The organism is Pseudomonas sp. RSB 5.4 (assembly GCF_037126175.1).
GTDB classification, from domain to species: domain Bacteria; phylum Pseudomonadota; class Gammaproteobacteria; order Pseudomonadales; family Pseudomonadaceae; genus Aquipseudomonas; species Aquipseudomonas fluorescens_H.
This window is the reverse complement of sequence record NZ_CP146986.1, coordinates 987,614-1,014,186: the sequence shown is the minus strand read 5'-3', so window position 1 is coordinate 1,014,186 and position 26,573 is coordinate 987,614. Positions and strand designations below refer to the sequence as shown.

2 protein-coding genes (1 of these 2 cut by a window edge) are annotated in these 26,573 nt (G+C 65.0%); both read right to left on the bottom strand.

The genetic code is table 11. The annotated features are described in order from the left end of the window. Positions 1-13,563, bottom strand: partial view of a non-ribosomal peptide synthase/polyketide synthase gene (locus V9L13_RS04290; RefSeq protein WP_338801598.1) — the 5' portion only. The gene continues 4,281 nt to the left of window position 1, outside the view; the window shows 13,563 of its 17,844 coding nt (coding positions 1-13,563); it begins with the start codon at positions 13,561-13,563; its stop codon lies beyond the left edge, outside the window. Beyond that, positions 13,560-26,573, bottom strand: coding sequence for an amino acid adenylation domain-containing protein (locus tag V9L13_RS04285; protein ID WP_338801597.1), 13,014 nt, complete (start codon positions 26,571-26,573; stop codon positions 13,560-13,562). The genes V9L13_RS04290 and V9L13_RS04285 overlap by 4 nt, the downstream gene beginning before the upstream one ends.

The window sequence follows — 26,573 nt, the reverse complement described above, 5'->3', positions numbered from 1 at the left end:
CTGCAGCACCTCGCCACTGAGCCAGCGCCGCTGCCACACCGCGTAGTCGGTGTATTGCAGCGCCAGCGGCGGCAGCGGATCGTCTTCGCCACGGCTGAACGCTTGATACAACGCGGCCAGCTCGCGGGTCAGCACGCCCATCGACCAACCATCGGCGATGATGTGGTGCAGCGTCAGCAACAGCACATGATGATCATCCGCCAGACGCACCAGACGTCCGCGCAGCAGCGCATCGTGCTGCAGATTGAAGGATGCGCAGGCCTGCTCCTCGATCAGGCCGCGCAAGGCGTTGTCAGCCTGCGGGTGCCGGCGCAGGTCTTCTACCGGCAGCAACAAACCGGTGTCGGCCGGCAGAATCCGCACCTGCGGCTGATCGTCGATCTGGCTGAAGCGGCTGCGCAGGGTTTCGTGACGCGCGACGATGCGTGCCAGTGCCCGTTGCAGCGCGTCTTCATCCAGTCGACCGCGCAGGCGCAAACCGACCGGGATGTTGTAGGCGCTGTTGCCGCCGTCCATCTGCGCCAGGAACCATAGGCGTTGCTGAGCGAAAGACAGCGGCAATAGCTGATCGCGGGGCGCCGGCAAAATCTCCGGCAAGGTGCTGCGCCCCGCCCGGCTCAACACCTCGGCGACGGCGGCCAGCTCGGGGTTGGCGAACAACTCGGCGAGTGTCAGCTCGACGCCCAACTGCTGGCGTACCTGCGACAGCATGCGCATTGCCAGCAACGAATGCCCGCCCAGTTCGAAGAAGTTGTCGTGACGACCGACCTGTTCGAGCTGCAACAAGCCAGCCCAGATCCGCGCCAAATGTTGTTCCAGCGCCGAGATCGGCGCGACATACACCCGACTGAGCATCGCTGCCTGGGTCGGCGCTGGCAGTGCCTTGCGGTCGACCTTGCCGTTGTTGTTCAACGGCAACCCATCCAGTTGCACCCACGCGGTCGGCACCATGTATTCCGGCAGTCGTGCCAGCAACTGCGCATGCAGATCGGCGCTGTCCAGGCGGCCGGCGTGCGCGGTGTAATACGCCACCAGACGCGTGATGTCTTGACCATCGCGGCGCGCCAGCACCACGGCTTCCTTGATCCCCTGACAGTTGAGCAGGCGGTTTTCGATTTCGCCCAGTTCGATACGGAAACCGCGAATCTTCACCTGATCGTCATTGCGCCCGATGCAATCGAGCTGCCCCGGCGCCAGCCAGCGTGCGAGGTCGCCCGTGCGATACAGCAGCGCGCCCGGCTGCTCGCTGAACGGATCGCGCAGGAACTTCTCGGCGGTCAGATCGGCGCGGTTCAGGTAACCCAGCGCCACGCCCTGCCCGCCGATGTACAACTCGCCGGTCACGCCCATCGGCACCGGTTGCTGATGCGTGTCGAGCACATACACCTGGGTGTTGGAGATCGGCGCGCCAATCGGCACGCTCTCGGCGTTTTCCGCCACTTCACGCACTTCAAATGTCGTGGCGTAAGTGGTGGTTTCGGTCGGTCCGTAGCAATGCACGATGCGCAGCGCCGGCGCCTCAGCCAGCAGTCGACGGAACGCCGCCGGGTCGCCGCGCTCACCGCCACACAGCAGAATGCGCAAGCCTTTGAGCGCCTGCGGAATCAGTTGCACGTACTGGTTGAACAGCGCGGTGGTGACGAACAGGATCGTCGCCCCGCTGGCGCTCAATTCACGACCGAAAGCACTCGGATCAAGCAGGGTCTGATGATCGATCACCAGCACGCGCCCGCCGTTGAGCAGCGGCCCCCAGATGTCCATGGTGCTGGCGTCGAACGCCGGGTTGGAGGCGAACACCACGCGGTCCTGCGCATTGAAATCGGCGTAGCCGTTGTTCAGCACCAGGCGGCCGATGGCGCGGTGCGGGACCATCACGCCTTTCGGGGTGCCGGTGGAGCCGGAGGTGTACATGATGTACGCCAGCGATTCCGAGGACTGCGCCAGGTTCGGGTTGTGCGTCGGCTGACCGCTGAGGGTCAAGCGGTCGAGGTCGATGCGTGGTGCAGCGTAGTCGATGACTTCACGGCTGAGGGTCAGCAACGCCGCCGCGTGACAGTCCTCGACCATGAACGCCTGACGCTCGCTCGGCGCGTTGATGTCCAGCGGCACGTAGGCGGCCGCGCACTTGGCAATCGCCAGTTGCGCCACCAGCAATTCCAGCGAGCGTGGCAGCAGGATCGCCACGTGATCGCCCGGCTGTACGCCTTGCCTGATCAAGTGATGCGCCAGACGGTTGGCCTGGGCGTTCAGCTCAAAGTAGCTCAACGAATGCTCGCCATGCACCGCCGCCACCGCCTTCGGATGCGCCGCTGCCTGCTGCTGGAAAATCCCGTGCACGGTCAGCGTTTGCGGGTATTCGCGTGCGGTGGCGTTGAAGTCGTAGAGCAAGCGCTGACGCTCAGACTCGGCGAGTAACGGCACCCGCTCCAGGACTGTCTGCTCATCGTTGACCATCGCCGCCAGCAGGCGCTGCAAGTAGCCGACGTAACGCTCGACGGTCGATTGATCGAACAACGCCGTAGCGTATTCCAGCGAACCGCGAATCACCCCGTTGACCTCACCCAGGGTCAGGGTCAGGTCGAACTTGGCCACTCGGCCCGGCGCGGCCACCCCTTCAAGACTCAGATCGCCCAGCGCCAGGTTCGGCCCGACGCTGCTGTCCCAGCTCAGCGTGCTCTGGAACAACGGGCTGTGCGCCAGACTGCGCGCCGGCCGGGTGATTTCCACCACTTGCTCGAACGGCAGATCCTGATGCGCCTGCGCCTCCAGCGTGCGCGCCTTGACCCGCGCCAACAGCGTGGCCACGCTCGGTTCACCCGAGGTGTCGATGCGCAGCGCCAGGGTGTTGACGAACATGCCGATCAGGCCTTCGATCTCGGCGCGGGTGCGGTTGGCCACCGGCGAGCCGATCACCACGTCGGACTGCCCGGACAAACGACTCAGCAACAGCGACCAGGCACTCATCAGGGTCATGAACAGGGTCACGCCGTGACGCTGACTCAAGGCTTTGAGCCCGGCGCTCAGACGCTCATCCAGCCGTACTTCGACGCTGCTGCCGGCAAAGTCCTGCTGCGCCGGACGCGGACGGTCGGTGGGCAGGGTCAGCAAGGCCGGCGCGCCGTCGAGGGTCTGCTGCCAGTAATCGCTTTGCCGCTGCAGCACCTCGCCGCTGAGCCAGCGCCGTTGCCACACCGCGTAGTCGCCGTATTGCAGCGTCAACGGCGGCAATGGATCCGGCTGACCGTGACTGAAGGCCTGATACAGCGCCATCAGCTCACGGGTCAGCACGCCCATCGACCAACCGTCGGCGACGATGTGATGCACGGTCAGCAACAGCACATGGTGCTCGTCGGCCAGACGTATCAGGCGTCCGCGAATCAGTGGATCGCTTTGTAGATCGAAGGCTTTCGCGGCTTCCTGCGCGAGCAGCGCCTGCACGCTGACTTCGGCCTGCGGGTCCTGGCGCAGGTCTTCAATCGGCAACAGCAGACCGCTATCGACCGGGGCAATCACCACCTGCGCCTGATCGTCGATGCTGACGAAACGGCTGCGCAGGGTGGCGTGCCGCGCAACGATCTGCGCCAGTGCGCGTTGCAGCGCTTCGCCATCGAGTTGCCCGCGCAGGCGCAGGCCAAGCGGAATGTTGTACGCCGAGTTGCCGCCGTCCATTTGCGCGAGGAACCACAGGCGCTGCTGGGCGAAGGACAGTGGCAGCGCTTGATCAGGCGCCGCTGCGACGATCTCCGGCAGCGTGCTGCGCCCGGCACGGTTCAGCACCTCAGCCACCGCGCTGAGATGCGGATCGGCAAACAACTCGCTCAGGGGCAGTTCGACGCCGAGACGCTGACGCACCTGCGACAGCATGCGCATCGCCAGCAACGAATGCCCGCCGAGTTCGAAGAAGTGGTCATGGCGGCCGATCTGTTCGACTTGCAGGGTCTCGGCCCAGATCTGCGCCAGCGCGGTTTCCAGTTCACCTTGCGGCGCAACGTATTCACGGGTGAACAACGCCGCAGCATCCGGTTCGGGCAAGGCTTTGCGATCAACCTTGCCGTTGTTGTTCAGCGGCAAGGCATCGAGCTGCACCCAGGCACTCGGCACCATGTATTCCGGCAACTGCGCCTGCAAATGCTCACGCAAGTCGGCGAGGTCCAGCGTGCCGTCGTGCGCGGTGTAGTAGGCCACCAGCCGCAGCGGTTCCTGGGCATCGCGCCGGGCGAGCACCACCGCTTCGTTGATCCCCGGATAGCCCAGCAGACGATTTTCGATCTCGCCGAGTTCGATGCGGAAACCACGGATTTTCACTTGATCGTCATTGCGTCCGATGCAATCGAGCTGCCCCGGCGCCAGCCAGCGCACGAGGTCGCCAGTCCGGTAGAGCAACGCGCCCGGACGGTCGCTGAACGGATCGGGCAGGAATTTTTCCGCCGTCAGATCGGCACGGTTCAAGTAACCGAGGGCCACGCCCTGCCCGCCGATGTACAACTCGCCGGTCACGCCCATCGGCACCGGCTGCTGGTGCGCATCGAGCACGTACACCTGAGTGTTGGAGATCGGCCCGCCAATCGGCACGCTTTCGGCATTTTCCGCCACCTCGTGCACTTCAAACGTGGTGGCGTACGTGGTGGTTTCAGTCGGGCCGTAGCAATGCACGATGCGTAACTGCGGCGCCTCGGCCCGCAAGCGGCGGAAGCTTGCCGGATCGCCACGCTCACCGCCGCACAGAACCATGCGCAAGCCTTTCAAGGCCTGCGGAATCAGTTGCACGTACTGGTTGAACAGCGCCGTGGTGACAAACAGGATTGTCGCGCCGCTGGCGCTCAATTCACGAGCGAGCGCGTGCGGATCCAGCAGGGTCTGGTGATCGATCACCACCACGCGTCCGCCGTTGAGCAGTGGCCCCCAGATGTCCATGGTGCTGGCGTCGAACGCCGGGTTGGACGCAAACGCCACGCGATCCTGCGGGTTGAAATCGGCATAACCGTTGTTCAGCACCAGGCGAGCGATGCCACGGTGCGGCACCATCACACCCTTCGGCGTGCCAGTAGAACCGGAGGTGTACATGATGTACGCCAGCGACTCCGAAGACTGCGCCAGATTCGGGTTGTGCGCAGGCTGGTCATTCAGCGTCAGGGCATCCAGATCGATGCGCTGCAGTGGATAGTCGATGTTTTCGCCACGCAGGGTCAGCAACGCCACGGCGCGGCTGTCCTCGAGCATGAACGCCTGGCGCTCGCTCGGCGCGTTGATGTCCAGCGGCACATAGGCCGCTGCGCACTTGGCAATCGCCAACTGCGCGAGCAACAGCTCCCGCGAGCGCGGCAGCAGGATCGCCACATGAGCGCCCGGCTGTACGCCTTGAGCGATCAGGTAGTGGGCCAAGCGGTTGGCCCGATCATTCAAATCGCCATAACTCGACGTTTGCCCGCGATGCACGACAGCGATGGCGTGCGGATCTGCCGCCACTTGCCTTTCGAACAATGCGTGCACGGTCAGCGCACGCGGGTATTCCCGCTCGGTGGTGTTGAACTCGACCAGCAATTGCCGGCGTTCGTCCGGCGCCAGGATCGACACCTGGTCAACGCTCACTTGCGGTGTCTGTTCCAGTGCCTGCAGCAGGTTGCTCACCGCTCGCTGCAGGTACTCGCAGATGCGTGCGGGATCAATGCCGGGGGCAGCCAGTGCGGTGAAGCCGAAACCTTCGCCGAGGTCATCGACACTCACGCTCAACTGGTAATTGGTGTGCTCCTGGGTATTGAGCAACTGCATGCCTTGCCACGCGTTCGCCGCCTCCGGGGAAGGCGTGCCGGCAGTTGCGCTGTGGCGATAGTTGAACAGCGTGCTGAACAACGGCGTGCCGGCGGGCATACCACTGCAACGCTGGGCCAGTGCCAATTGCGCATGCTCATGTTGCAGCAGCGCGTTCAACTGTTGGTGGGTGGTGAGCGCGGCTTCCTGCGCCGAGCGTTGCCCGAGATCGACGCGCAGCGGCAAGGTGTTGATGAACACCCCCAGCGCGCGCTCGGCGCCCTCGCCCGCCTGCAACCGCCCCAGCAACACGGTGCCGAACACCACCGCGTCACGCCCGGAGAGTTTTCCCAGCACCTGCGCCCAGGCCAGATGCATCAGGCTCGCGGCGCTGATCCCCAGACGCCGGGCCTTGGCCCTGACGCGCTGACTCAGATCGAGATCGAGTACCCGTCGTGCTTCTGCGGCGTGGCCCTCGGCAATGCTGTGCTGGCCGTACGGCGCGCTCGGTTCGCTGACGTCACCGAGCATTTCGCGGAAGAACGCTTCATGCGCCTGATCACTGATTGCGCCACGGCTGTGCGCCACGTAATTGCGATACGGCACCGGTTCCGCCAGACGCTGCGGCTGGCCACTGAGGAACGCCTGCATTTCGTGTTGCAGCACCTCCAGCGCCACGTGGTCCATCACCAGGTGATGGAACAGCAGCAACGCCACCACACGTTGATTGGCTGCATCCCGCGCGTGTACCACGCGCATCAGCGGCGCCTGATTGACGGCCATGCGGTACTGCGCGGCGTCAAAGCGCTGGCGCAACTTCTCCAGTACATCGCCGTCCGCGTCATGCAGTTCCAGGCATTCGCACGCCAGCGGCGCCTCACGCCAGACCACTTGCACCGGGTCTTGCAGTCCGTCCCAGAACAGCGAAGTGCGCAGGATGTCGTGGCGCTGGATTACGTTCTGCAAGGCTTGAGTGAAGGAGTTCAGGCGTTGTTCATCGGCAAATGCAAACTGCGCCTGCAACACGTACGGATCGCCCTGTGCGGCGGACAGGTGATGGAAGAGGATGCCGGTCTGCAACGGCGCCAGTGGGTAAATGTCCTGCACGTTGGCCACGCCGCCGGGGATGCTGGCGACGATGCGGTCGATGCTTGGCTGGTCGAGCGTCACCAGTGGCAACAGCTCGGGGGTGATGCGCGTGCAGTCCGCAGTGATCAGGTTGGCCGCGACTTCGGCCTCGGGCTCGCCACCCACGGCAGCGGCCAGTGCAGCCAGGGTTGGCTGGTTGAACAGCACGCGAATGTCGGCGGTCAGGCCGGCACGACGCATCCGTGCCACCAGATTCACCGCCAGCAGCGAGTGGCCGCCGAGTTCAAAGAAATGGTCGTGGCGCCCTACCCGCTCAACCTTGAGCAGTTCCGCCCAGAGCTGCGCGAGCGCGATTTCCACTTCGCCGACCGGGGCTTCGTATTTACGGGCGGTCTGCGCCGCCAGATCGGGGGCCGGCAGCGCCTTGCGGTCGAGTTTGCCGTTGGGGCTGAGCGGCAGTGCATCGAGATGCACGAATACGGCGGGCACCATGTAGTCCGGCAGATTTTCCAACAAGTGGCCGCGCAGTGTTTCAATTTCCAGCGGTGCGCCGGTGTAGTAAGCGACCAGACGCTTGTCGCCCGGCACGTCCTCGCGGGCCAGTACAGCGGCTTCCTGAATGCTGTCGATCTGGGTCAAACGCGCCTGAATCTCGCCGAGTTCGATGCGCAAACCACGGATCTTCACCTGGTCGTCGTTACGGCCGAGGTATTCGATATTGCCGTCCGGCAGATAGCGGGCGACGTCGCCGGTGCGGTACATCCGCCCATTGCTCTGGAACGGATCGGTGAGGAAGCGCTCGGCATTCAGTTCCGGGCGATTCAGATAACCACGCGCCACCTGCACGCCACCGATGTACAACTCGCCAACCACGCCGTGCGGCACCGGTTGTTGCTGGGCATCGAGGATGTACATCCGGGTGTTGGCGATCGGTTTGCCGATCGGCGTGTTGTCCGGCGTTTGCTCCAGCGGCCCGGCGCAATTCCACGCGGTCACGTCCACCGCGGCTTCGGTCGGGCCATAGAGGTTATGCAATTGGCTGGCGGGCACTTGCTGCTTGAAGCGCCGTACCACGCTGCCCGGCAGGGCTTCGCCGCTGCACATGACTTGCCGCAGGCTGCTGCAACGTGCGGTGTCGGCGTGGGCGAGGAACACATCGAGCATCGACGGTACGAAGTGCAGCGTGGTGATGTGTTCGCGTTCGATGATTTCGCTGAGGTACTGCGGATCCTTGTGCCCTTCAGGTCGGGCCATGACCAATCGGGCGCCGGTCATCAGCGGCCAGAAGAACTCCCAGACCGAGACGTCGAAGCTGAACGGGGTTTTCTGCAACACCGTGTCGGCTGCCGTCAGCTGATAGGTGTCCTGCATCCACAGCAAGCGATTGACTACCCCGCTGTGTTCATTGATTACGCCTTTCGGTTGTCCAGTGGAACCGGAGGTGTAGATCACGTAGGCGGTGTGATTCGGGGTCAGCTCAGTGGCCTGCAGGTTTTCCGCTGGCAGCGCTTGCCAGTGCGGCTGATCCAGATCGATCACCGGCACGGCGAGTTCACCGAGCAACGAACGCGTCGAACCCTGCACCAGCACCGCCAGCGGCGCGCTGTCCTCGAGCATGTAGGCCAGACGTTCCAGCGGATACGCCGGGTCCAGCGGCACATAACCGCCGCCAGCCTTGAGGATCGCCAGCAGCCCGACCACCATGTCCAGACCACGCTCGACGCAGATCGCCACCCGCGCATCCGGCCCTACGCCCAATTCACGCAGGTGCCGCGCCAGTTGATTGGCCCGGGCATTGAGTTCGGCAAAGCTCAGGCGCTGCGCCTCACTTTGCAGGGCGATGGCCTGCGGCGAACGCGCCACTTGCGCTTCAAACAAGCCATGAATGGTCTGATCGAGGTTGTACTCGACCGCCGTGTCATTGAACTCGACCAGCAAGCGCTGCTGTTCTTCCTGCGCCAGCAGCGGCGCGTGTTCCAGCACTGCCTGATCGTTGGTGACCATCACCTGCAACAGGCGCAGGAAGTAACCGGTGAAGCGCTCGACCGTGCTCTGGTCAAACAACGCCGTGGCGTATTCCAGCGCTCCGCGAATGATGCCGTTGGACTCACTGAGGCTCAGCGACAGGTCGAACTTGGCAAAGTGGCTCGGCTCGGCCACGCCCTCCAGCGTCAGTTCGCCGAGGGCCAGCGCCGGGCTTTCGAGGCCATCCCAACTGAGCAAGGTCTGGAACAACGGGCTGTGCGCCAGGCTGCGCACGGGCCGGGTGATTTCCACCACTTGCTCGAACGGCAGATCCTGATGCGCCTGCGCTTGCAGGGTTTGCGCCTTGACCCGCGCCAGCAGTGCTTCGACGCTCAGCTCGCCGGAGGTGTCGATGCGCAGCGCCAGGGTGTTGACGAACATGCCGATCAGGCCTTCGATTTCGGCGCGGGTGCGGTTGGCCACCGGCGAACCGATCACTACTTCAGCCTGCCCGGACAAGCGACTGAGCAGCATTGCCCAGGCACTCATCAGCGTCATGTACAGGGTCACGCCGTGGCGCTGACCCAAGGCTTTGAGCCCGGCGCTCAAGCGCTCGTCGAGCACGACGGCAACGCTGCTGCCGGCATAGTCCTGCTGCGCCGGGCGCGGCCGATCGGTCGGCAGCATCAACAGCGCCGGGGCACCCGCGAGGGTCTGTTGCCAGTACTCGCTCTGGCGTTGCAGCACCTCGCCGCTGAGCCAGCGCCGTTGCCACACCGCGTAGTCGGTGTATTGCAGCGCCAGGGGCGGCAACGGATCCGGCTGGCCATGACTGAACGCCTGATACAGCGCCATCAGTTCGCGGGTCAAAACACCCATCGACCAGCCGTCAGAGATGATGTGGTGCAGGGTCAGCAACAGCACATGGTGATCGTCGGCCAGACGTACCAGTCGCCCGCGAATCAACGGATCGTCCTGCAAGTCGAACGGCCCGGAGGCTTCGCCCTGAATCAGCGCCTGCAGGGTTTCGTCAGGTTGCGGGTGCTGGCGCAGGTCTTCGACCCGCAGCAGCAGACCGGTGTCCACCGGGGCAATCAGCACCTGCGCTTCGTCGTTGAATTGGGCGAAGCGGCTGCGCAGGGTTTCGTGGCGGGCAACGATCCGCGCCAGTGCGCGTTGCAGCGCCGCGTCGTCGAGACGGCCACGCAGACGCAGGGCCACGGGAATGTTGTAGGCGGTGTTGGCGCCTTCCATTTGCGCGAGGAACCACAGGCGTTGCTGGGCGAACGACAGCGGCAACGCGCCGTCACGCGGTACCGGCACGATCTGTGGTTGCGCACAGCGCCCCGCCTCGCTGAGCACTGACGCGACCGCCGCCAGTTCGGCATTGGCGAACAGATCGCTCAGCGCCAGCTCGACACCCAGGCGCTGGCGCACTTGCGAGACCATGCGCATCGCCAGCAACGAATGCCCGCCGAGTTCGAAAAAGTGATCCTGCCGCCCGACCCGCTCGATCTGCAGCACGTCGGCCCAGATCTGCGCCAGCGCGGTTTCCACCTCGCCTTCGGGCGCTGCGTACTCGCGAGTGAACAGCGCCGCCAGATCCGGCGCCGGCAAGGCCTTGCGGTCGACCTTGCCGTTGGCGGTCAGCGGCAGCGCGGCGAGTTTGACGAACGCCGTCGGCACCATGTACTCCGGCAAACGGCTGAGCAGTTGCGCACGCAACTCGCCCACCGGCAGCGCTTCGACCTGCGGCTGTTCGGTGAAGTAAGCCACCAGTCGCGGCTGGCCGGGTTGATCTTCGCGGGCCAGCAGCACCGCTTCCTGAATCCCCGGCAACTGGTTGAGGCAGGTTTCGATCTCACCCAGCTCGATGCGCACGCCACGGATTTTCACCTGATCGTCGTTGCGCCCCAGGTACTCGATATTGCCGTCCTCGCGCCAGCGTGCAAGGTCGCCGGTGCGGTACATCCGCGCGTTCGGCGCGCAGCTGAACGGGTCACGCAGAAAGCGCTCGGCAGTCATGTCCGGGCGATTCAGGTAGCCACGGGCGACCCCGGCACCGCCAACGTACAACTCGCCCGCCACGCCAATTGGCACCGGGCGCTGCTGTTCGTCGAGCAGGTACACCGTGGCATTGCTTACCGGTTTACCGATGTGCAGCGCATCGCCGCTTTGCACCAGACCTGAAGTCGCGACCACCGTGGCCTCGGTCGGCCCGTAGTTGTTGATCACGTCGAAATGCTGGTGGCGATTGAACTGACGCAAGCGGTCGCCGCCGATCAGCAACGTGCGCAGGGTCGGGTGTTCGAGGTTCTGGCTGAAGGCGTATTCGGCCACCGGCGTCGGCAGGAAGCTCACGTCCAGCGGCTGCGCGCACCACCACGCGAGCAAGGCATCGATGTCCTCGCCGCCCTCGTGGGTCGGCGCCAGATGCAGGGTCGCGCCCGCACACAACGCCGGCCAGACCTCCCAAGCCATCGCATCGAAGCCGAAACCGGCGAGGCTTGAGGTGTGACGTCCGGCGCACAGGTCGAACGCGGTGCAGTGCCAGTCGACCAGATTGCTCAGCGTGTGGTGCTCGACCATCACCCCTTTGGGCAGGCCGGTGGAGCCGGAGGTGTAGATCACGTAGGCCAGATTTGCGGTGCTCAGGCCCGCTACCTGCGGGTTTTGTGTGGCAGTCAGCGGCCAAGTGCGGCGGTCGAGGTCAAGCACCGGCACGCTTAGCGCCGGCAGTCGCTCGCGCAGATGACTTTGGGTCAGTACGGCGACTGGCGCGCTGTCGTCGAGCAGGTAGTTCAAACGCTCGGCCGGGTGCGCCGGATCAATCGGCACGTAACCGGCGCCGGCCTTGAGGATCGCCACCAGCCCGACCAGGGTGTCCAGCCCGCGGCGGGCGACGATCGCCACGCGATCATCCGGTTTCACGCCCAAGCCGATCAGGTGCTGCGCCAAGGCGTTGGCCTGCTGATTGAGTTCGGCGTAAGTCAATTGCGCATCGGCAAACACTGCCGCCAGCGCGTCCGGCCGTTCGGCCACCTGCGCCTCGAAACGTTGCTGGATGGTCTGTGCAGCCGGGAAATCCACTTGAGTGGCATTGAAGTCGAGCAGTACCTGCGCAAGCTCCGCCGCTGGCAGGATCGGTAGTTGGTTGACCGGTGTCTGCGGCGCCTGCTCCAAAGCGAGCAGCAGGTTTTCCAGCGCGCAGTGCAGGTAATCGCAGATGCGCTGTGGATCGGTCTGGGTGCTGGCCAACAGGGTCAGGCTGAAACCGTCACCGAGGTCATCGACACTCATCGTCAGCGGATAGTTGGTGCGCTCTTCTGAGTGCAGGGTGGTGATGCCCTGCCACGCCGCGAGGGTTTCGGCGCTGGCAGTGGCCACGTTGTGGCTGTGACGATAATTGAGCAGTGTGCTGAACAGCGGGGTCGGCGCCACCACGTGGCTGCAGCGCTGAGCCAGGGCCAGCGGTGCGTGTTCGTGACGCATCAGCGTGGTCAACCGTGCGTGGGTGGCGTTGACCGCCGCGCGCACATCCTGCCCGTCGATGTTCACCCGCAAGGGCAAGGTGTTGATGAAAATCCCCAGCGCCCGGTCAATCGCTTCGGCGCCCTGCATGCGACCCATCAGCACCGTGCCGAAGACCACCTGCTGCTTGCCGGTCAGCGCGGCCAGCACCTGCGCCCAGCCGAGGTGGAACAGGCTCGCGACACTTACGCCAAGGGTTCGCGCCTGCGCCCGCAGACGCTGGCCCAATAACGTTGGCACCGGCACGCTGAGTTCGACGATTTCACTGCCGTCACCCTGCACATCCTGCAGACCATAAGGCAGCGTCGGCTCGTCGATATCGCTGAGCATTTCGCGGAAAAACGCCTCGTGCTCGGCCTCGCTGACGCCCAGACGCGCCTGCGCCACGTAGTTGCGAAACGGCACCGGGCGCCCGAGCAATTCACTTTGCCCGGTGAGGCACGCGCGCATTTCGTGGCGCACCACGTCGAGCGCCGAGTGGTCGAGCGCCATGTGATGGAACAACAGCGTGGCGATCACCCGTTGCCCGGCTTCATCCCAGGCGTGGGCCAGACGCATCAGCGGCGCCTGGGTGACGTCGAGGCGGAAGTGCCGGGCGTCGAAGCGCTCGTGCAGATACACCAAAACGTCACTGTCGGTGCCTGGCAGCGTCACTTCTTCCACCGGCAGTTCGGCCCGACGCCAGACCACCTGCACCGGCGCGTCCAGCCCCGCCCAATGAACAGCGGTGCGCAGAATGTCATGGCGATCGATCACGCTTTGCAGGGCCTGGGCGAACGCCTGAAAACGCTCACGGCTGTCAAAGGCAAAGTGCGACTGCATGACGTACGGATCGCCCTCTCCGCCACTGACGTGGTGATAAAGGATGCCTTCCTGCAACGGCGCCAGCGGGTAGATGTCCTGCACGTTGGCGGCGCCGCCGGGGACTTGTGTGACGAGGTGGTCGATGGTGGTTTGATCGAGCTCGACCAGCGTCAGCATCGCCGGGGTGATGCGCGTGGTACCCGCAACAATGCCGTTGGCCGGCACTTCGACCTGGCCGTGCTTGCTGGCCGAGTACTGCCCGGCCTTGATCAGTTCGATCAGCGCCGGTTTGTGTTCGCGCAACAGCGCCAGCAACGCCGGGTCGTTCAACGCCTGCTTGTTGCCGTTGACCCGCAATTGGTCGTCCGCGACCGCCAGCTGAATATCTTTAGCCTTCAATGTGGCCAACAGTTCGATCACGTTCACAGGACGATCTCCATTCGTTCGGTAATTGCGGCGTAGCCGGCCAGGGTCGGATGTTCGAACAGCGACCTGACATCGGCTTCCATGCCTTCCTGACGCAGCCGGCCGATCAGACTGACCGCCAGCAGCGAGTGACCACCCAGTTCAAAGAAATGATCGTGGCGCCCTACCCGCTCGACGTTGAGCAACTCGGCCCAGAGCCGTGCGAGGGTGATTTCCACCTCGCCCACCGGGGCTTCGTATTCGCGCACAGGCAATGCGGCCTGATCCGGGGCCGGCAGCGCCTTGCGGTCGAGTTTGCCGTTGGGGCTCAGCGGCAATGCATCGAGATGCACGAACAGCGCGGGCACCATGTAGTCCGGCAGATGCTCCAGCAAGTGGCTGCGCAGCACGTCGATTTCCAGGCGTGCCCCGGTGTAGTACGCCACCAGACGCTTGTCGCCGGATGCATCTTCGCGGGCCAGCACGGCGGCTTCCTGAATGCCGTCGATCTGCGTCAGGCGCGCCTGAATCTCGCCGAGTTCGATGCGCAAACCACGGATCTTCACCTGATCGTCGTTGCGGCCCAGGTATTCGATGTTGCCGTCCGGCAGATAGCGGGCGACGTCGCCGGTGCGGTACATCCGCCCATTGCTCTGGAACGGATCGTTGAGGAAGCGTTCGGCGTTCAGCTCCGGACGATTCAGATAACCGCGCGCCACCTGCACGCCGCCGATGTACAACTCGCCGACCACGCCGTGCGGCACCGGTTGTTGCTGGGCATCGAGGATGTACATCCGGGTGTTGGCGATCGGTTTGCCGATTGGCGTGTTGTCCGGGGTGCTTTCCAGAGGGCCGGCGCAGTTCCACGCCGTCACGTCCACTGCGGCTTCGGTCGGGCCGTAGAGGTTGTGCAATTGGCTGTCCGGCAGTTGCTGTTTGAAGCGCCGCACCACGCTGCCCGGCAATGCTTCGCCGCTGCACATGACTTGCCGCAGACTGCTGCAACGTGCGCTGTCACCGTGGGCGAGGAATACGTCGAGCATCGACGGTACGAAGTGCAGCGTGGTGATGTGCTCGCGTTCGATGATGTCGCTGAGGTATTGCGGATCCTTGTGCCCCTCGGGCCGGGCCATGACCAACCGGGCGCCGGTCATCAGCGGCCAGAAGAACTCCCAGACCGAGACGTCGAAGCTGAATGGGGTTTTCTGTAACACCGTGTCGCTGGAGGTCAGTTGATAGGCGTCCTGCATCCACAGCAAGCGGTTGACCACCCCGCAATGTTCGTTGATCACGCCTTTCGGTTGGCCGGTAGAACCGGAGGTGTAGATCACGTAGGCGGTGTGATTCGGGGTCAGCTCAGTGACATGCAGGTTTTCCTCTGGCAGCGACTGCCAGTTTGGCTGATCGAGGTCGATCACTGGCACCGAAACGTCACCGAGTAACGAACGCGTGGTTCCCTGCACCAGCACCGCCAGCGGCGCGCTGTCCTCAAGCATGTAAGCCAGCCGTTCCAGCGGATACGCCGGGTCCAGTGGCACATAACCGCCGCCGGCCTTGAGGATCGCCAGCAGCCCGACCACCATGTCCAGACCGCGCTCGACGCAGATCGCCACCCGCGCATCCGGCCCTACGCCCAAATCACGCAGATGCCGCGCCAGTTGATTGGCCCGGGCATTGAGTTCGGCGTAGCTCAGTTGCTGCTCCCCCGCGACCACGGCGGGCGCCTGCGGCGTAAGCGCCACTTGCGCCTCGAACAAGCCATGAATGGTCTGATCGAGGTTGTAATCGACCTGCGTGGCATTCAGGCCGAACAGCAACTGCTGGCGCTCGGCATCCGCCAGCACCGGCAGGCGGTTCAAGGCCTGCTGCGGTGCCTGCTCCAGCGCCTCGACCAGCCCCGCCAACGCCTGCTGCATGTAGCCACACACCCGCGCCGCGCCAACCTGCGAAGGGGTCATGGCCGTGAGGTCAAAGCCCTGACCCAGGTCATCGACGTTGAAGCTCAGCGGGTAGTTGGTTCGTTCCTCGCTGGACAGGTTTTCGATGCCTTGCCAGGCCAGGCGATTGGCCTGCAACTGTTCTTCGCTGACGCTGTGCCGGTAGTTGAGCATGGCGCTGAACAGCGGCGACGGCGCCGCCACCCCGCTGCAACGCTGGGCCAATGCCAGTGACGCATGTTCATGGCCGAGCAATGCGGTCAGTTGCGCATGGGTGGCGCGCACCCCGGCACGCACCGGAACATCGCCCAGATCCACCCGCAGCGGCAGCGTGTTGATGAACATTCCCAGACCGCGATCAGCGCCGGTACCGCCCTGCATCCGCCCCAGCAGCACGGTGCCGAATACCACGCGGTCATGCCCGGAGGTCGCCGCCAATACTTGGGCAAACGCCAGATGAAACAGGCTCGCGACACTCACGCCCATCTGCCGCGCCTGGCTGCGCAAGCGCCGCGCCAAGTCGTCGGGCACCCGCTGCCGGACTTCTTCGATGTCATGGCCGTCACCATGCACATCGAGCAGACCGAACGGCAGCGTCGGTTCGTCGATCTCGCCGAGCATCGCGCGGAAGAATGCTTCGTGCTCCTGCTCGCTGACACCCAGCCGGGTCTGCGCCACGTAATTGCGATACGGCACGGCGGGGATCAGGGCTTCGCCGTGACCAAAGAGCAGCGCCTGCAATTCTTGCTGCACCACTTCCAGCGCCGTGTGATCCATGGCGATGTGATGGAACAGCAGCATGGCAACCACCCGGTCGTTGGCCGGATCTTGCGCATACACCAGGCGAATCAGCGGCGCCTGACTGAGGTCGATGCGGAAATGCCGCGCGTCAAAACGCTCAAACAATTGCGCGAGTACGTCACCGGCGGCCGGGTCGAGTGCGACTTCCTGCAGCGGCAGTTGAGCTTCGCGCCAGACCACTTGCACCGGCGTCGCCAACCCTTCCCAGACCACTCCGGTGCGCAGAATGTCGTGACGCGTCATGACCTGACGCAACGCGGCGGCAAAGGCCTGCAAGCGTTCAAGGCTGTCGAATGCCAGGCGCGATTGCAGCAGGTATGGATCGCCCTGTTCGGCGCTCAGGTGGTGATAAAGAATGCCTTCCTGCAACGGCGCCAGCGGATAGATGTCCTGCACGTTGGCGGCACCGCCCGGCACCGTTGCAACGATACGCTCGATGCTGGCCTGATCCAGCTCCACCAGCGGTAGCAGGTCCGGGGTAATGCGCGTGCAACCGGGCGCAATCAGGTTGGCCGGCACCGCGACTTCGCGACCGCTGCCGACGGCGGCGGCCAGCGCGGCGAGGGTCGGCTGGCTGAACAGCACGCGCACGTCGGTGCTCAGGCCGAGCTGACGCATGCGCTCGATCAGGGTCACCGCCAGCAGCGAATGCCCGCCCAGTTCAAAGAAGTTGTCGTGACGCCCGACCTGTTCGACTTGCAGCACCTCGGCCCAGACCTGCGCCAGCGCGGTTTCCACCGGCCCTTGCGGCGCGGCGTATTCGCGGCTGAGCCAGGCGTCCTGATCCGGTTCGGGCAAGGCCTTGCGGTCGAGTTTGCCGTTGGCGGTCAGCGGCAGCGCCTCAAGCCGGACGTAGGCTGCCGGCACCAGTGCCTGCGGCAGGCGCGCTTGCAGATGCGCGCGAAGATCCTCGATATCGACTGTTGTGCGAGCAGTAAACCAGGCGATCAACCGCGCCTCACGCACCAGCACCACCGCGTCCTGCACTGCCGGATGGCTGGACAGCGCGGCTTCGATTTCACCCAGTTCCACCCGCACGCCGCGTAGTTTGACCTGATCGTCGTTACGCCCCAGGTACTCGATATTGCCGTCGGCCAACCAACGCGCGAGGTCGCCGGTGCGGTACATGCGCGCCTGTGGCTCGTCACTGAACGGGTCTTCGAGGAAGCGTTCGGCGGTCAGCTCGGGACGGTTCAGATAACCACGGGCGACACCCGCGCCACCGACGTACAACTCACCCGCCACGCCAACCGGCACCGGACGCTGCTGTTCATCGAGCAGGTAGATCCGGGCGTTGCTGATGGGCCGGCCGATGTGCAGCAACTGCCCGACATTGACCTGTCCGGAGGTGGCGACCACCGTGGCCTCGGTCGGGCCGTAGTTGTTGATGACGTCGAATGTCTGCTCACGCGAGAACTGCCGCAACTTGTCGCCGCCGATCAGCAGCGTGCGCAAAGTCGGATGACCCAACTCACGACTGAAGGCGTATTCGGCAATCGGCGTCGGCAGGAAGCTCACCTGCAACGGTTGCGCGCGCCACCAGTCGAGCAGTTCATCCAGGTGTTCGTTGCTGATCGACGGCGGCGGCAGGTGCAGGGTCGCGCCGACACACAGCGCCGGCCAGACCTCCCAGGCCATCGCGTCGAAACCGCAACCGGCGACGCTGGCGGTGTGGCTGCCGGCACGCAGGTCGAACGCCTCGCAATGCCAGTGCACGAGGTTTTCCAGGGTCACGTGTTCGACCATCACGCCTTTCGGCTGGCCGGTCGAACCTGAGGTGTAGATCACGTAGGCCAGATGCGCCGGAGTCAGCGTCGGCAGTTGCGGATTGGTAGCCGGCAGGTGTTGCCAGAGGGCGTTGTCCAGATCGATCACCGGCACCCGGCCCAGCAACTCGCGGGTCGAGCCCTGCGCCAGCACCGCCACCGGATCGCTGTCCTGCAACAGGTAGGCGATGCGTTCGGTCGGGTACGCCGGATCGACCGGCACATAACCGGCGCCGGCCTTGAGAATCGCCAGCAGCGCCACCAGCATCTGCGGGCCGCGTTGCAGGCACACGGCAATCCGGTCGTCCGGCTGCACGCCGAGGCCGAGCAAGTGCTGCGCCAGGCGATTGGCCTGCTGATTGAGCTGCGCATAGGTCAGTTGCTGCGTGCCCTGCACCACCGCCAATGCCTGCGGCTGCTGCTCGGCCTGCGCTTGCACCAGCGCCTGAATCGTTGCACCGCGCGGATACGCCGCCGCGGTCGGGTTGAATCCGACCAGCAAGCGCTCGTATTCCTCCACCGAAAGAATCGGCAAACGGTTGAGCGCACGCTGTGGCGTCTGCTCCAGTGCGTGCACCAGATGTTCCAGCGCGGTGTGCATGTAGCCGCAGATCCGTTGCGCACCGATCTGCGCCAACGCCAGCACCGACAGGGAAAAGGCTTCGCCGAGATCGTCGACGCTGAGGGTCAGCGGATAGTTGCTACGCTCTTCGCCACCGAGCAATTGCACGCCTTCCCAGATGCCCTGACCGTCACGCGGCTGCGCCTCGGCGGCGCTATGCCGGTAGTTGAGCAAGGCGCTGAACAGCGGCGCGCCGGATACTGCGCTGCAGCGCTGGGCCAGCGCCAGTGGCGCATGTTCATGGGCGAGCAGCGCGGTCAGTCGTGCATGGGTGGTCTTGACCGCAGCGCGCACGCCTTCGCTGACATCCACCCGCAGCGGCAAGGTATTGATGAACACGCCAAGGGTGCGATCCGCGCCCTCGCCGCCCTGCAAGCGACCCAACAGCACCGTGCCGAACACCACATCGCGGCGATTGGCAAGCACGCCCAACACCTGCGCCCAGGCCAGGTGCATCAGGCTCGCCGGGCTGACACCCAGCTGCCGCGCCTGTTCACGCAGGCGCAGGGTCAACCCGGCATCCACGGCTTGCTGCGCCTCCTCGATGTCGCCGCCATCGCCTTGCACGTCGTGCAGACCGAACGGCAGGGTCGGTTCATCGATATCGCCGAGCATGTCGCGGAAGAACGTTTCGTGCTCCTGCTCGCTGGCACCCAGACGCGCCTGCGCCACGTAGTTGCGATACGGCATCGGCGTGCCGAGGCTGTCGGCCTGATTGAACATGAACGCGCGCATTTCCTGGCCCACCACCTCCATGGCGGTGTGGTCGAGAATCAAGTGCTGGAACAGGATGATCGCCACCACCCGTTGCTGCGCCGGGTCCTCGGCGTAGACGATGCGCATCAGCGGCGCCTGGCTCAGGTCGAGGCGGTTGTGCCGGGCATCGAACCGCGCGTGCAACTGCTCAAGAACATCGCCCTGCGCCGGATCCAGCGGCACCGCTTGCACCACCAGCGGCGCCTGACGCCAGACCACTTGCTGCGGACTCGCCAGCCCTTCCCAGACCACACTGGTGCGCAGAATGTCGTGGCGCTCGATGACCTGCTGCAAGGCATGGCTGAAGGTGCGCAGACGCTCGACGCTGTCGAAGATCAGCCGCGATTGCAGCAAGTACGGATCGCCCTGTTCGGCGCTCAAGTGGTGGTAAAGAATGCCTTCCTGCAACGGTGCCAGCGGATAGATGTCCTGCACGTTGGCAGCCCCGCCCGGCACGGTGGCGACGATGCGCTCGATGCTGGCCTGATCGAGTTCAGTCAGGCTGAGCATGTCCGGGGTGATGTGCGTGCAGCCCGGCGGAATGCGGTTGGCCGGCACCTCGATTTCGCGACCGCTGCCCACGGCAGCCGCCAATGCGGCCAGAGTCGGCTGATTGAACAGCACGCGCACGTCGGCCGCGAGGTCGATCTGGCGCATGCGTTCGATCAGGCTCACCGCCAACAGCGAATGCCCGCCCAGCTCGAAGAAATTATCCTGACGCCCGACGCGCTCGACTTTCAGTACGTCGATCCAGATCTGCGCCAGCGCCGTCTCGACCGGCCCTTGCGGGGCCTGATACTCGCGACTGAGCCACGCGCCATGCTCCGGTTCCGGCAAGGCCTTGCGGTCGATCTTGCCGTTGGCGGTCAGCGGCAATGCGTCCAGCCGCACGTAAGCCGCCGGCAGCAGCGCATCCGGCAAGCGTGCCTGTAAATGCGTATGCAACTGTTGAATATCGACCGCCGTGCGCTCGGTGAACCACGCAATCAGCCGCCCGTCGCGGACCAGCACCACCGCTTCCTGCAGCGCAGCGTGGCTGCCGAGCGCGGCTTCGATTTCACCGAGTTCGATACGCACGCCACGCAATTTGACCTGATCGTCGTTGCGCCCCAGGTACTCGATGTTGCCGTCGGCCAGCCAACGCGCCTGATCGCCGGTGCGGTACATGCGTGCCTGCGGCTCGTCGCTGAACGGATCGAAGAGGAACTGCGCAGCGCTCAGCTCGGGGCGATTCAAATAGCCGCGCGCGACGCCCGCCCCGCCGACATACAACTCGCCCGCCACACCCACCGGCACCGGGCGCTGTTCAGCGTCCAGCACGTAGACTTTGGCATTGGCGATCGGGCGGCCGATATGCAACGGCTGGTCAAGCTCGACCGGCCCCGAGGTGGCGACCACCGTCGCTTCGGTCGGGCCATAGTTGTTGATCACTGCGAAGGTTTGCTGGCGACTGAACTGACGCAGTCGGTCGCCACCGATCAGCAGCGTACGCAAGGTCGGGTGCTGCAATTGCCGGCTGAACGCGTATTCGGCCACCGGCGTCGGCAAGAAGCTGACCTGCAACGGCTGCGCGCACCACCAGTCGAGCAGCTCGTCGAGGTGCTCGTTGCGGATCGACGCCGGCGGCAGGTGCAAAGTGGCGCCGACACACAGCGCTGGCCAGACTTCCCAGGCCATCGCATCGAACCCGAAGCCGGCGACACTCGCAGTCTGGCTGCCGGCCTGCAAGTCGAAGGCTTCAGCGTGCCAGTGCACGAGGTTTTCCAGGGTCGCATGCTCGACCATCACCCCTTTCGGTTGGCCAGTGGAGCCGGAGGTGTAGATCACGTAAGCCAGATGCTTCGGCGTCAATGCCAGCACCTGCGGATTGGCATCCGACAGGTGCTGCCAGAGGTCGTTGTCCAGATCAATGACCGGCACGCCACCGAGCAGATCGCGGGTCGATGCCTGCGCCACGACGGCCACCGGGGCGCAGTCCTGCAACAGATAGGCGATGCGTTCCGGCGGATACGCCGGATCGACCGGCACATAACCGGCGCCGGCCTTGAGGATCGCCAGCAGCGCGACCAGCATGTCCGGGCTGCGCCGGGCACACAGGGCGACCCGGTCATCGGGCTGCACGCCAAGGCCGATCAGGTGATGCGCCAGGCGATTGGCCCGCTGATTGAGTTCGCCATAGCTCAACTGCTGGGTGCCTTGCACCGCCGCCAATGCCTCGGGGTGCGAGGCCGCCTGGGCCTCTAACAAACGCTGCACGGTCTGCGCCGGCGGGTAGTCGCGACCGGTGATGTTGAACCCGACCAGGACCCGCTGCCGCTCGCTCGGCGACATCACCGAAATCTGCCGCAGCGGCGTGGCCGGATTGTGCTCGAGGGCGGTCAGCAGGTTGTGCAGCGCGGTCTGCAAGTAATCGCAGACCCGCGCGCCATCCACTTGCGGCACCGCCTGCACGCTCAGGCGGAAACCTGCGCCGAGGTCATCGACGCTGACCACCAGCGGATAGTTGCTGCGCTCGCGCGAGCTGAGAATCTCGATCCCGTCCCAGGTCACGCCTGCCGGTTCCGCCGCACTGTGGCGATAGTTGAGCAAGCTGCTGAACAGCGGCAGCGACGCGGCAACACCGCTGCAACGCTGGGCCAGCGACAGTGAGGCCTGCTCATGTGCCAGCAATTGCGCCAGACGTTCGTGAGTAGCGCGCACGCCTTGCTTCACCGCGGTCGCGCCGACGCTGACCCGCAGCGGCAAGGTATTGATGAACATGCCGAGTGCGCGATCGGCACCCTCGCCGCCCTGCATGCGCCCGAGCAGTACGGTGCCGAACACCACCTCTTCGCGCCCCGAAACCTGCGCCAGCACCTGGCCCCAGGCCTGGTGCACCAGACTGGCCGCGCTGATGCCGAGGCGGCGCGCCTGCTCGCGCAACCGCTCGGCCACGCCAGCGTCCAGCGCCTGCTCACTGTCAATGATCGTGCTGCCATCGCCATGCACGTCCTGCACACCGAAGGCCACGGTCGGCTCGTCGATGTCGCCGAGCATGTCGCGGAAGAACGCTTCATGCGCCTGGGCATTGGCCTGCTGTTGCGCCTGCGCCACGTAGTTGCGGTACTGCGCCGGCGGCGGCAGATCGACGCCGCTCGGGTACAGGCTGTCGTTCATTTCCGCGAGCAACACTTCCAGTGCGGTGTGGTCGAGCACGATGTGGTGCAGCAACAGGATGCCAACCCAGCGTTGCTGTTCACGATCTTCGGTGTAGGCCAGACGCATCAGCGGTGCGCGGCGCAGGTCGAGGCGATAGTGCCGCGGATCGAACCGTGCCTGCATCTGCTCCAGCACATCGCCGACCAGCAGGTCGGCATCGACCCGTTCCAGCGCCAGCGGCGCCTCGCGCCAGACCACTTGCACCGGTTCTTCAAGCCCTTCCCAGACCACACTGGTGCGCAGAATGTCGTGGCGTTCGATCACTGCGTTCAACGCACGGACGAAGGCCTTGATCTGCGCCAGTCCGGCGAAGGCGAATTGCGCCTGCAACACGTACGGGTCACCGGCGCTGGTCGCCAGATGGTGATAGAGGATCCCTGCCTGCAACGGTGCCAGGCCATAGATGTCCTGCACATTGGCAACGCCGCCGGGCACAGTGGCGACCACGCGGTCGATGGCGGCCTGATCCAGCGTCGCCAGGGGCAGCATGTCCGGGGTGATCCGCGGGCAATCGGCAGGAATCCGATTGTCCGGCACTCGCAGGGCGTGACGGTGACTCAAGGTCGCCGCCAGTGCCGCCACGCTCGGCTGGCCGAACAGCACGCGCACGTCGCACTGCAAGTCGTGCTGACGCATGCGTTCGATCAGTTTCACCGCCAACAGCGAATGACCGCCAAGTTCGAAGAAATTGTCATGCCGCCCGACCTGCTCGACACCGAGCAGGGTCTGCCAGATCCCGGCGATCAGCTCTTCCACTGGTCCCAGCGGGGCTTCGAAACCGCGACGGGCGAACGCCTCGCTGTCCGGTTGTGGCAAGGCTTTGCGATCGAGCTTGCCGTTGCTGGTCAGCGGCAACGCATCGAGGCGCACAAACGCGCTCGGCACCATGTAGTCGGCCAGCGACAGCAGCAACTCGTCGCGCAATTGCGCAGCGCTCGGCTCAGCGCCTTCGGCGGCCAGCCAGTAGGCGACCAGACGCTGATCGCCGGGGCTGTCTTCGCGGGCGATCACCACCGCTTCGCGCACACCGGTGCAGGCTGCCAGGCGAGCTTCGATTTCACCGAGTTCGATGCGGAAACCACGGATCTTCACTTGATCGTCGTTACGCCCCAGGTACTCAAGGCTGCCATCCGCCGTCCGGCGCGCGAGGTCACCGGTCTTGTACAGACGCGCCTCGGCACGGCCGCTGAACGGGTCGGCAATAAAGCGCTCGGTAGTCAGCGTCTCGCGGTTGAGGTAGCCGCGGGCAACCCCGGCGCCACCGACGTACAACTCGCCGATCACACCGACCGGCACCGGTTCGCGCTGCGCGTCGAGCACGTACAGCTGCAGGTCGGGGATGCCGACACCGATCGGGCTGCGCCCGACCAGCAGTGCGTCCGCTGCCTGCAGTGGGCGATAGGTCACGTGCACCGTGGTTTCAGTGATGCCGTACATGTTCACCAGCCGCGTACCGGCATTGCCGACCCGCGCGTACCACGGTTTGAGCAGGCCCGGTTCCAGGGCTTCGCCGCCGAAAATCACTTCGCGCAACGAGTGCTGCAACGGGCTGCGCCCCTGCGCGGCGATCAACTGGCGGAAGGCGCTCGGGGTCTGATTGAGCACGGTGACGCCGCTGCGGCACAGCAGCGCGTAGCAGTCGTCCGGCGAGCGGCTGACGGCCTGCGGCACCAGCAACAACTGGCCGCCAAACGCCAGCGCGCCCCAGATTTCCCACACCGAGAAGTCGAAAGCGAAGGAATGGAACAGCGCCCACACGTCCTGCGGGTTGAAGTTGAACCAGTCGTGGGTCGCCGAAAACAGGCGCGTGACGTTGCGGTGTTCGACCATCACGCCTTTGGGCAGCCCGGTGGAACCGGAGGTGTAGATCACGTAGGCGAGATGACTTGGAGTCAGCTCGGGAATCTGCGGATTGCTGCTGAGTTCAGCCTGCAACTGCAGGCTGTCCAGAGCGATGATCGGCACGTTGAGCGCGCCAACCCGGTCCAGCGTATCGGCCTGGGTCAGCACCGCCACCGGGGCGCTGTCCTGCAGGGTGTAGGCGATGCGCTCCAGTGGATACGCCGGGTCGATCGGCACGTAACCGGCGCCCGCCTTGAGGATACCGAGCAGGCCGATGATCATGTGCGGGCCACGCTCGACGCAGATCGCCACGCGCTGATCCGGGCGAATCCCCTGTGCCAGCAGGTGATGCGCAAGCTGATTGGCGCGGCGGTTCAGCTCGCCGTAGCTCAGCGTCTGCGCCTCGAACAGCAGCGCTGTGGCCTCAGGGCGCGCCGCCGCATGGGCTTCGAATTGCTGATGAATCAGCGGCGCTTCCGGGAACTGCGGCAACGGCGAGTTGACCCCGTGCAGCAGGTATTCGCGCTCGGCGGCCGGCAGAATATTCAGGCGTTGCAGCGGCGCATCCGGGGTCGATTGCAAGGCCTGCAGCAGGCTGTGCAACGCGGTGTGCAGATAAGCGGCGATGCGTTCGGCGCCCAGCGCCGCATCGGCCAGCGCGGTGATGCGCAAGTCTTCGCCGAGGTCGTCGATGTTGATCGTCAGCGGGTAGTTGGTGCGCTCGCGGGCGCCCAGCACTTGCACGCCGGGGGCCAGTTCGCTGACTTCGGCGATTTCTTCACTGCTGCTATGGCGATAGTTGAGGATCGCGCTGAACAGCGGCGTCGGCACCGCCACCGCGCTGCAACGCTGGGCCAGAGCCAGCGAGGTCTGCTCATGGCCGAGCAACGCGGTCAGGCGTCGATGGGTTGCAAGCACCCCGGCTCGCACGCCGTCCTGCCCGACATCCACGCGCAGCGGCAAGGTGTTGATGAACATCCCCAGCGCCTGTTCGCCACCCTCTCCCGCCGCCATCCGCCCCAGCAGCACGGTGCCGAACACCACCGCCGTACGCCCGGACAATTGGCCGAGCACCCGCGCCAGCGCCAGGTGCATCAGGCTCGCCACACTGACGCCGAGCTGACGCGCCTGGCCGCGCAGTTGCCGGCTGAAATCGGTGTCGAGCATCAGCAAGGCTTCTTCGATGCCTTGGCCATCGCCCTGCACATCCTGCAGACCACAGGGCAAGGTCGGCTCGTCGATGTCGGCGAGCATTTCGCGGAAAAACGCTTCGTGCACCTGCTCGTCCAGACGCAGGCGGGCCTTGGCCAGGTGATCGCGGTACGGCACCGCCGGCCCGACCTGCGCGGTCTGGCCGAGCAGGTGCGCGCGGGTTTCGCGGCGCACCACATCGAGGGCGACGTGGTCCATGATCAGGTGATGAAACAGCAACAGCGCGACCACACGACCGTTGTCCGGGTCCATGGCGTAGACCAGACGCAGCAGCGGCGCCTGCTGGATGTCGAGGCGGAAGAATCGAGGGTCGTGGCGTTCCAGCAATTGCGTCAGGACATCCGCGCCCGGCGCGAGGGCGATTTCTTCGCAGTGCAGACGAGCCTGCCGCTGCACCACTTGCAGCGGTTCGTCCAGGCGTTCCCAGACGAACGAGGTGCGCAGGATGTCGTGGCGTTCGATCATCCACTGCAACGCCTCGGCGAAGGCGTCCAGATGTTCGCGGCTGTCGAAGGCGAACCGCGCCTGCGACACGTAAGGGTCACCGGCGGGCGCCGACAGATGCAGATAGAGCATGCCTTCCTGCAGCGGCGCCAGCGGGTAAATGTCCTGCAGGTTGGCGGCGCCGCCGGGCACATTGGCGACCAGCCGATCGATGGTCGGCTGATCCAGCGTCACCAGCGGCAGCATGTCCGGGGTGATGCGAAACGCCGGGCTCAGCCAGTCGCCACCGTGTTGCGCGACCAGTTCCAGCAGCTGCGCCTTGTGTTCGCTGAGGCTGTCCCACAACGCATCGTCCAGCGCGTCGTCGCTGCCCAGAATGACCAGGTCTTCATCTTCCTGTTGAAGGCGGATCGCATGGGTGGAAATAACAGCCATCAGTTCGCTGAAATGCAT